We start from the raw sequence: 7,507 nt of genomic DNA on the forward strand, positions 1-7,507 counted from the left end.
AGAGCCGACCGCTGTCGTGGCGTGAGCTCATGGATGAGACGATTCAATGCACGTACGAGCCGTCGCGTTTCCGTAAGAGATTCCGGGTGTCCCTGCTCGTCTTCCACCCCTCTCGCCTGCTCCATGGGAGCGGCGGCGCGCCTTTTCGTCGACCGAAAATGATTCAAGGTCCGACGGTAGGCAATTTTGTAGAGCCACGCCCGGTGGTTCGCGTTCTCCGGAAGCCGGGCAAAGGCCTCGAAGGCCCTCAGAAACGTGTCCTGAAGCACGTCTCGGGCATCGTCGGGATTCCCGGTCATCCGATAGACGTAGCGATAGATCTCACCCTCGTAGCTCGAGAGAAGCTCGGTGAAACGCATCGTCTTCGGCATCTTTAATACTCAATGCCCTGGCGGGACCCGTCATCGATCGTCCGCCGGGGCTCGGGCTGCTTACGGCGCAACAGGTGCGCCGGGCTCGCTCCGCTCGCGCAGGGTGGCTGAATTTTTCATCACCCTGCCTACGTATAACACCGAAGAACGGCGGTTGTGAAAGTTGGCTAGCCGCCAGGGCCGAGGAGCGCGTTGAACAGCAGTTTGTAGGTCTGATGGCTCTGGCCACGGTGCTGGACGCGAAAACCGAGGAGAACCACTCGTCCGTCTCCAAGTGGCGCTTCCACCACGGCCGCTTTCTCGGCGATGACGCCCTCGCCCATGAGCCAGCCGCTCTTGAGGAGGTTGTCTTTCGGATATCTGGCGACGATCCGGTAGCCGTCGGGAAGTCCCGGCTCGATCCCTCGCTGGCGCTCGAATCGCGTCGGCTCGCGGCCCACGTCGAAAGCGGGGCTGCGGGCGAAGAACGCCGCCGCCTTTCCCGCCATGCCCCAGGCGAGGGGGTGGGTGTTGTCCACGTCGAGGTTCAGGATCGTTCCCGGAATGAAGAATTTCGATTCGTCCTCCCCTCTGGTCACGTCGCGCACTGCCAGGCCGAAGCTCGTCACCGGTAGCTCGGTAGCGCTGTCCATGGCGACGAGGGTTCCTCCCGACGACGCAAAACGATAGAGGTTGTACACCCCCTCGGGCGTCATGCCGCCGGTATACTCGGCAGGCATCGTGCCCTCGTCGAGCCCGCTGAGCATGCTCGAGAGTCCGGCGTCGGGGAGCACGATCACGTCGAAACGCGCCTCGAGATTCCCCGCCCGAACGTCATCGTCGTGGATGGTCGTGAACGGGAAATCGAATTGCTCGAGCACCCAGCGAGTCCATCCTTCGTCGATGTTCCCGCCCCACGCCTGATAGATGGCGATGCGAGAGGGACGCAGCGGCACGACGTCCGCGGGAGATTCGTCCAGCGCTCGTGCCTTGAGTCCGAGCTCCTTCGCCAGGGCTTCGACCCGTTCGCGTGAGGCCTGGACGACGAAGGCACCTGGGGGCCAATCGAAGAGACTCTGTTTCGTCCGGCCGACGGAGGCACCGCTTTTCATCAGCCGATTGATCGCGGTGAACGCATCGTTCGCCCGAGGATCCAGCGCATAGCCGAAACTTCCCCGACGATCCACGCCGCCCTCGGGCACCGGCGCCCAATCGACGGTTTCCGTCTCCACCTCCACCGCGTACTCGACCTTTTCCACGGAAACGCCCATTTGATAGGGAAGGGTCCAGCCGGTGATGTCGTAGGGGCGCTCGGGCGGACCGCCCGGATAGAGCCGACGGTCGGGATAGCTCTGAGGGTTCAACAGATCCGTCAAGTGCGCGCGGAAGGGCTGGGCGCCCCGAACGAGAAACGTCCCCGCCCGGTACTCTCTTCCGCCAGCTGCGAATTCGGCGCTCGTCCGCTCGACTTCGATGCCACCTCTCCTGAGCACGTTCACGAGCTTGACCGCCGTGCCGGGATCCCACTGGCTCTCGTCGATGAGATAGGTCTCGCTCGCCCCCGCCTCGATGGCGTCCTGGCCCATCCGGTAAATGTCGTAGAGCCATTCCTCGCGTCGTTTCGCCCCGATATCGAGCACGGCCATCGAGCCGGTTTCCATATAGCCGCAACTGTCGCGGAATCGCCACGTCCCGCCGCGAAAGGGGTTCGGGTAGTACGTCGAGGGCGCGCTCGTCGATTCTCCGTTCGCAAAGGTCTTGGGGAACTCCTCGGGATCGTACTCGACCGTCATCGGGGACGAATGCCCCGTCTCCGTCAGGATCCCCACCATGTTGTGATAGTACGGGGCCGTTCTCATCCCACCGTTCCACCAGGTGTCGAACTGCAAGCGTGAGACCACCCCCATCTTCTTCTCCTGGTCGAAGCGTCTCGTCATGGCTTCGCCGACGAGGTTGATGCCTCGCATCACCAGCGGCGGAATGTTCGGGTTCATCGGATCCTCGAAAGGCGGAACGAAGATCCTCGCGGGGAATGGCGCCTCCTGGTGCTGGTTGTAGATGATCTGTGGAAACCATTCCTCATAGAGCTGGCGCGCGATATTCCGCGATTCGGGCTGATTGAACATGTACCAGTCGCGGTTGTTGTCGTGCCCCACGTATTTCTGATAGAGCTCGGGCGGATTGGACTCCTCGTAGGGCGTCCCTTTGACCTTTCGATACCAATCGACCACGAGGGTCGTTCCATCGGGATTGATGTTCGGGATGAGAATGAAGATGACATTGTCTCTGATGGACTGCCACTCCGGCGTCTCGCTCGTGACCGCCCGGTACCCCATGAGGGGCGCGGTCTGAGCATGGGCTCGCTCCGTCGAATGAAGGCCGAAGTCGATCCAGACCACCGCTTTTCCTTCGGCGGCGAGCTCACGAGCCCTCTCGTCGGTCAAATCACGCACCAGGGCGAGTCGCTGAGCGATGGACTTGAAATGGTCGAGCCGAGCGAGATTCGCCTCGGAGCTGATGACGGCCATCAACATCGTCCGGCCCTCGGCGGTCTCCCCGATCTCGTAGAGGTTCATCCGATCGGATGCGGCGTCGAGCGCGCGAAAATAGCTCTCGATCTCTTCGTAAGTTGCCAGCTGGCGCTCGTCGCAAGGCTCGAAGCCGAGAACGGACGCGGGCGTCGGGACGTTCGCGATCGCGAGAACTGCGGGTGCAAGGATCAACGAGAGGGGAAACGTCATCGAAATACCTCCTCGAGGGGCTTATTGATAACGCGTCTCGAGTCGTGGCGCCACCTGCAGTTTTCGACCGTGGGATCCCGAAGGGCAAGAAACGCCGGTACGAGCCGAGCACTCTTCATCAATCGGGGTTAAGATGCGCGACGACTCAAATGAGACTGGAGGCTCTCATGCACCGATCGAAGACCGAACCGCGTTTCTGGAGCGTGCCCGGCGGACTGTCGTTGATCCTGTGGGCTTCGTCCTGCTCCGGCCCGGGACCCGAGCCCGCCACCGAACGACCGAGCACGGTGCTGGCCTACGAAGGAGCGCGTCTCATCGTCGGCAACGGGCAGATTATCGAAAATTCAGCCTTCACCGTGGACGTCGATGAGGGCAAGTTCCTATCGGTCGGTGCGGCGGGTGAGGTATCCGTGCCCGAAGGCGCCCAACGAGTCGATCTCACGGGGATGACCGTCATCCCCGCCCTGGTCGATACCCACACGCACCTCAGCACGACGCGCGAGGCCCTCATCGAGGATCTGGAGCGGCGCGCATATCATGGGGTCGGAGCGGCCATGAGCCTGGGGCACGACGGGGAAGGTACGCCGCTCGAAATTCGTGGCGAGATTATCCCGGGAGCGGCGCGGTACCGCTCGGCGGGGCGCGGAATCACGTCACCCGAGCCGGGACGCTCGGAGGCGCCTCACTGGGTTACCACGGAGGAGGAAGCCCGGCAGGCCGTTCGCGACGAGCTAGCTCGCGACGTCGACATCATAAAAATATGGGTCGACGACCGGAACGGACAGTACGAAAAGCTGAGCTCCGCGCTCTACCAGGCGGTTATCGACGAGGCCCACCAGGCGGGCACACGGGTCACCGCCCACATCTTCACACTCGAGGACGCGAAAGAGCTCCTTCGCACCGGTGTCGACGCGTTCGCGCACGGCGTGCGCGACCAGGACGTCGACGACGAGCTGGTGAAGCTCGTCAAGGAGCGCCCCAACGTGGTGCTGGTACCGAACCTGCCAAATCGCGGCGTGCCGACGGAGCTCGATTGGTTGAGCGGCTCGATGCCGGAGGAGGAGCTCGCGGAGATGACCCGCGCCGCGACCGTGTCCCCCGAAGCTCAGGCGACGTTCGCGATCCAGGCGCGCAATCTGACGCGCCTCAACGAGGCGGGGATGCGAATCGCGCTCGGCACCGACGGCAATACGCCGTGGGCTCCGCACGTCGAGATGGAAGATATGGTGGCTGCCGGCATGACGCCGGCGGAGGTGCTCGTCGCATCAACCGGCAACGCCGCCGAGCTCGCGGGGCTGAGCGAAATGGGAACGGTCCAAGCGGGGAAGAGCGCCGACTTCGTCGTACTCGAAGCGAATCCGCTCGAGGATATTACCAACACCCGTCGAATCTCCGCCGTGTATTTGCGCGGCGAAGAGATCGATCGCAGGGCTCTCAGCTCACGCTTCTCGGGCCAGAGTACGGAGTAGTTTCGACCTAGGCTCAGCCGCGGATCCGGCTTCGGGGAAGGGGCCGCTCGGGCACGTCCTCGAGCAGCCCTCCGGCGCCGAATTCCACGATATCGTCGCGGCCGAGGCGATCGCCGGCCAGTAGACGCGGCAAGACCCAATCCACCACGTTGGTCTTGCGGCTTCTCGCGCAGCCCGGTGCGCCGACGACGGGAACGTCATCGATATAGGCGAGCATGAGCAGGTTTCCCGGATCGACGGGCGCCCCAAACGCCTCGATCCGACCCCCGGCCCTTTCGACGGCACGAGGGGCGATGTCGTGCCGATCCATGATGGCGGTGTCGCCCGCGAGCACCACGAGATCCGATCCAAGGACGCCGCGGATGGCGGCCACGAGGCTTTCCTCGCCGCTTTCGTCGTCCAGGTCCACGAAAGACCGCTGGGTCAGCTCGGAGCCTAGCGAGACGATACGCTCCTCGAGCGGTGCGAAACTCTCCACGAGCCGACTGCGCCCGCCGACGCTCCCGGTCATTACCAGCGCGACACGCCGCATCGGCAGCTCGTCCACGCGCAGGATCGCGCCGAGCGCCTCGGCGCGTGCCACCTGCCCGTCGGGGACGGCGTAAGGAATCACCTTGATCGTTGCCGCCATTTGTCCCGGACGCACCACGGAATCGGGCTCGAGGCAGGCGAGCGTGGTGCCCTCGACTGCGTTCAAGTTTCGCAACTTCGGGATATCGACGCGGAACAGCCCGAGAGCCGTGGCCGTAGCGTTGACCCGACCCGTTGCCGCACCCGAGAGCCTCAATCCGCGGCCGACGGCGGCCGCGGCGATGCGCTTCGCGGCGTCGTCCTCGCCGATGTCTCCTTCCTCGAGCTCGGCCACGTATACGGACCCCCGCCTCAGATTGGCGAGAACCTCGATGTCCTTCGGGCCGAGGGCGCGTCCCTTCCGCAGGAGTCGCCTGCCATCGGGTCCGGCGATATTGTGCCCCAGAATCTTGCCCACGGCCTCCGCGATGGGGACCGGGCCGAACTTCATCCCTCGATCTTCTTCTTCACGCAGGAGAAGAATTGCGTGGTCATTTTCATCGTAACCGGCTTCATCAGCCGCGACGCCAGGCTCGCGATCGTCCCCACGACGCGAACGTCCGCTTTCCAAGCGAGCTCGGTGGTGCCGTCGGCGCCGTCTTGGAGCTCGAGCTCGCTAGCCACGTCGATCGAGCTCCCCGGGGCGGTTCCACTCATCTTCATCCTGGCCGAGTCCGGTTCGTTCAGAGCGGTCCATTCGATGATCGTCTTGAACTTGACCTTCACCGTTCCCAGGCCGAGAGCCCCGAGCGCTTGAAACTTCTTCCCCGGCTCGAGGACCTCCATCGACTCGAGCCCGGGCGTGCACTGGGCCACGGACTCGGCGTCGGTGAGAAAATTCCAGACCTCTTTGCGACTCGCTCTAATGTTGTCTCTTCCTTCAACGAGCATGGGTCGAGAAACGCTCCTTGCATCCGCTTCCGCAGAAATAATAAGTGTCACTGCCGACCTCGAGGATGTGCCCCGCGTGAGCGATCTCGACGGTCATGCCACAAACCGGATCGGTGGCGAAACCGGACTCGTCGGCGACGGGAACGGGCTTGCTCCGGCGGACGGCGACGATCTCGGCGAGGATGCTCAGGGCGATTTCCTCCGGCGCTACCGCTCCGATGTCGAGGCCAGCGGGCGTCTTGACACGATCGCGATCGGCTACGTCATCGAGTAGGGCACTGGCGCGCTTCTTGCTCGCGACGAGAGCGATATAGCCCGCTTCGGTCCCGAGGGCGGCCCGGATCGCTTCCTCATCGTAGCTGCCGTGGCTCGCGATCACGATGTAGGCTTCGCCCCCGTCCGCGGCGGAGAAATCGATCCGGTCGACGAAAACATCCGCGGCAGGGAACTGCTCGGGCTTCGCCTCGGGAGACATCGCGGTGACGCGAAAGCCCAATGGTTTCCCCAGAGAACAAAGGGCTTCCGCCACGGGAAGATGGCCGACGATGATGAGATGGGGTTTCGGCACGTGAGGCTCCAGGTAAATGTCAAGCGCCCCGCCGCTCGCGCAGGTTTGATCGGGTGATAGCTGTAGAAGCCGTGCCTCGCCCGAGGCGAGCACTTTCCGCGCTTCGTAGGCGACCGCGGGACGAGAGCAGCTTCCGCCGATCCAGCCAATCCATCCGCCCGTCTCGGTGATGATCGCTTTGGCTCCCGGCTTCGCGGAGGTGGGCTTGACCGCTCTCACGACGATCGCAATCACGAAAGGCTCCCCGGCCTTCTCCAGGCGGAGAGCCTCCTCCAGGATGTTCATTCTTCGAGGGCCACGCCTTTGTCCTTGAGCACCTGCCACACTCTGGCGGGAGTCAGGGGCATCTCCAGGTGGCGAACGCCGAGATGCGAGAGCGCGTCGACGACCGCATTGACGATCGCGGGCGGCGCTCCCACCGTGGCTGACTCCCCCACCCCCTTGGCGCCGATGGGATGGTGCGGCGAGGGCGTCACCGTCTCACCCGTCTCCCATTTCGGAGTTTCCCACGCCGTCGGCACGAGATATTCCATGAAGTTGCCGCCGTGGATGTTGCCGTTCTCGTCGTAGGAAATTTCCTCGAAAAGCGCGGGCGCGAGCCCCATGGTGAGCCCGCCGTGGATCTGGCCCTCGACGATCATGGGGTTGATCCGCACGCCGCAGTCGTCGACCGCAACGAACCGGCGCACTTTCACCTCGCCGGTGCCTCGATCGATGTCCACCACGCAGATGTAAGAGCCGAACGGATAGGTGAGTGCGGGCGGATCGTAGTAGGTTACCGCCTCGAGACCGGCCTCCACTCCCTCGGGGGGGTTGGTGTAGGCGGCGAAGGCGATCTCCTGGATCGTCTTGGCACGGTCGGGAGAGCCCTTGACGAAGAACTTCCCTCGCTCCCATTCGAGGTCTTCCTCGGCGGCT

At 63.8% G+C, this 7,507-nt stretch carries 7 protein-coding genes; 1 reads left to right on the forward strand and 6 read right to left on the reverse strand.

What is annotated here, in order from left to right:
• Both VEK15_22035 and VEK15_22040 read right to left on the reverse strand, forming a co-directional pair.
• Positions 1–371 (reverse strand): RNA polymerase sigma factor (locus VEK15_22035; protein ID HXV63396.1); only part of this gene is annotated, 371 nt, incomplete at its 3' end.
• A gap of 167 nt (positions 372–538) precedes the next feature.
• The gene (locus VEK15_22040; GenBank protein ID HXV63397.1) at positions 539–3,091 is read right to left on the reverse strand and encodes a M14 metallopeptidase family protein; all 2,553 of its coding nucleotides are present in this window, start codon (positions 3,089–3,091) and stop codon (positions 539–541) included.
• A gap of 167 nt (positions 3,092–3,258) precedes the next feature.
• On the opposite strand from VEK15_22040, the gene VEK15_22045 reads away from it, so the two are divergent.
• Positions 3,259–4,560 carry an amidohydrolase family protein gene (locus tag VEK15_22045; GenBank protein HXV63398.1) on the forward strand — a complete coding sequence of 434 codons (1,302 nt, stop codon included), beginning with the start codon at positions 3,259–3,261 and terminating at the stop codon, positions 4,558–4,560.
• Positions 4,561–4,573: 13 nt separating this feature from the next.
• Here VEK15_22045 and VEK15_22050 read toward each other — a convergent pair whose 3' ends face one another.
• The 4 genes from VEK15_22050 to VEK15_22065 all read right to left on the reverse strand — a co-directional run.
• Entirely contained in the window at positions 4,574–5,581 is a 1,008-nt protein-coding gene (locus tag VEK15_22050) for a molybdopterin-binding protein (protein ID HXV63399.1), read from the reverse strand.
• A complete protein-coding gene (locus VEK15_22055; protein ID HXV63400.1) occupies positions 5,578–6,021 on the reverse strand; it encodes a carbon monoxide dehydrogenase subunit G in 444 nt (147 codons plus the stop codon). Before VEK15_22055 ends, VEK15_22050 begins: the two co-directional genes overlap by 4 nt.
• A complete protein-coding gene (locus VEK15_22060; protein ID HXV63401.1) occupies positions 6,011–6,874 on the reverse strand; it encodes an XdhC family protein in 864 nt (287 codons plus the stop codon). The genes VEK15_22055 and VEK15_22060 overlap by 11 nt, the downstream gene beginning before the upstream one ends.
• On the reverse strand, positions 6,871–7,507 hold a 637-nt coding region (locus VEK15_22065), incomplete at its 5' end, for a molybdopterin cofactor-binding domain-containing protein (protein HXV63402.1). The genes VEK15_22060 and VEK15_22065, both read right to left, overlap by 4 nt.

It is taken from the genome of Vicinamibacteria bacterium (assembly GCA_035620555.1).
Lineage (GTDB): Bacteria > Acidobacteriota > Vicinamibacteria > Marinacidobacterales > SMYC01 > DASPGQ01.

Bases quoted from the DNA above. Each gene is read 5' to 3' on its own strand.
- VEK15_22040 (HXV63397.1), bottom strand. From the start codon at position 3,091: ATGACGTTTCCCCTCTCGTTGATCCTTGCACCCGCAGTTCTCGCGATC.
- VEK15_22045 (HXV63398.1), top strand. From the start codon at position 3,259: ATGCACCGATCGAAGACCGAACCGCGTTTCTGGAGCGTGCCCGGCGGA.
- VEK15_22050 (HXV63399.1), bottom strand. From the start codon at position 5,581: ATGAAGTTCGGCCCGGTCCCCATCGCGGAGGCCGTGGGCAAGATTCTG.
- VEK15_22055 (HXV63400.1), bottom strand. From the start codon at position 6,021: ATGCTCGTTGAAGGAAGAGACAACATTAGAGCGAGTCGCAAAGAGGTC.
- VEK15_22060 (HXV63401.1), bottom strand. From the start codon at position 6,874: ATGAACATCCTGGAGGAGGCTCTCCGCCTGGAGAAGGCCGGGGAGCCT.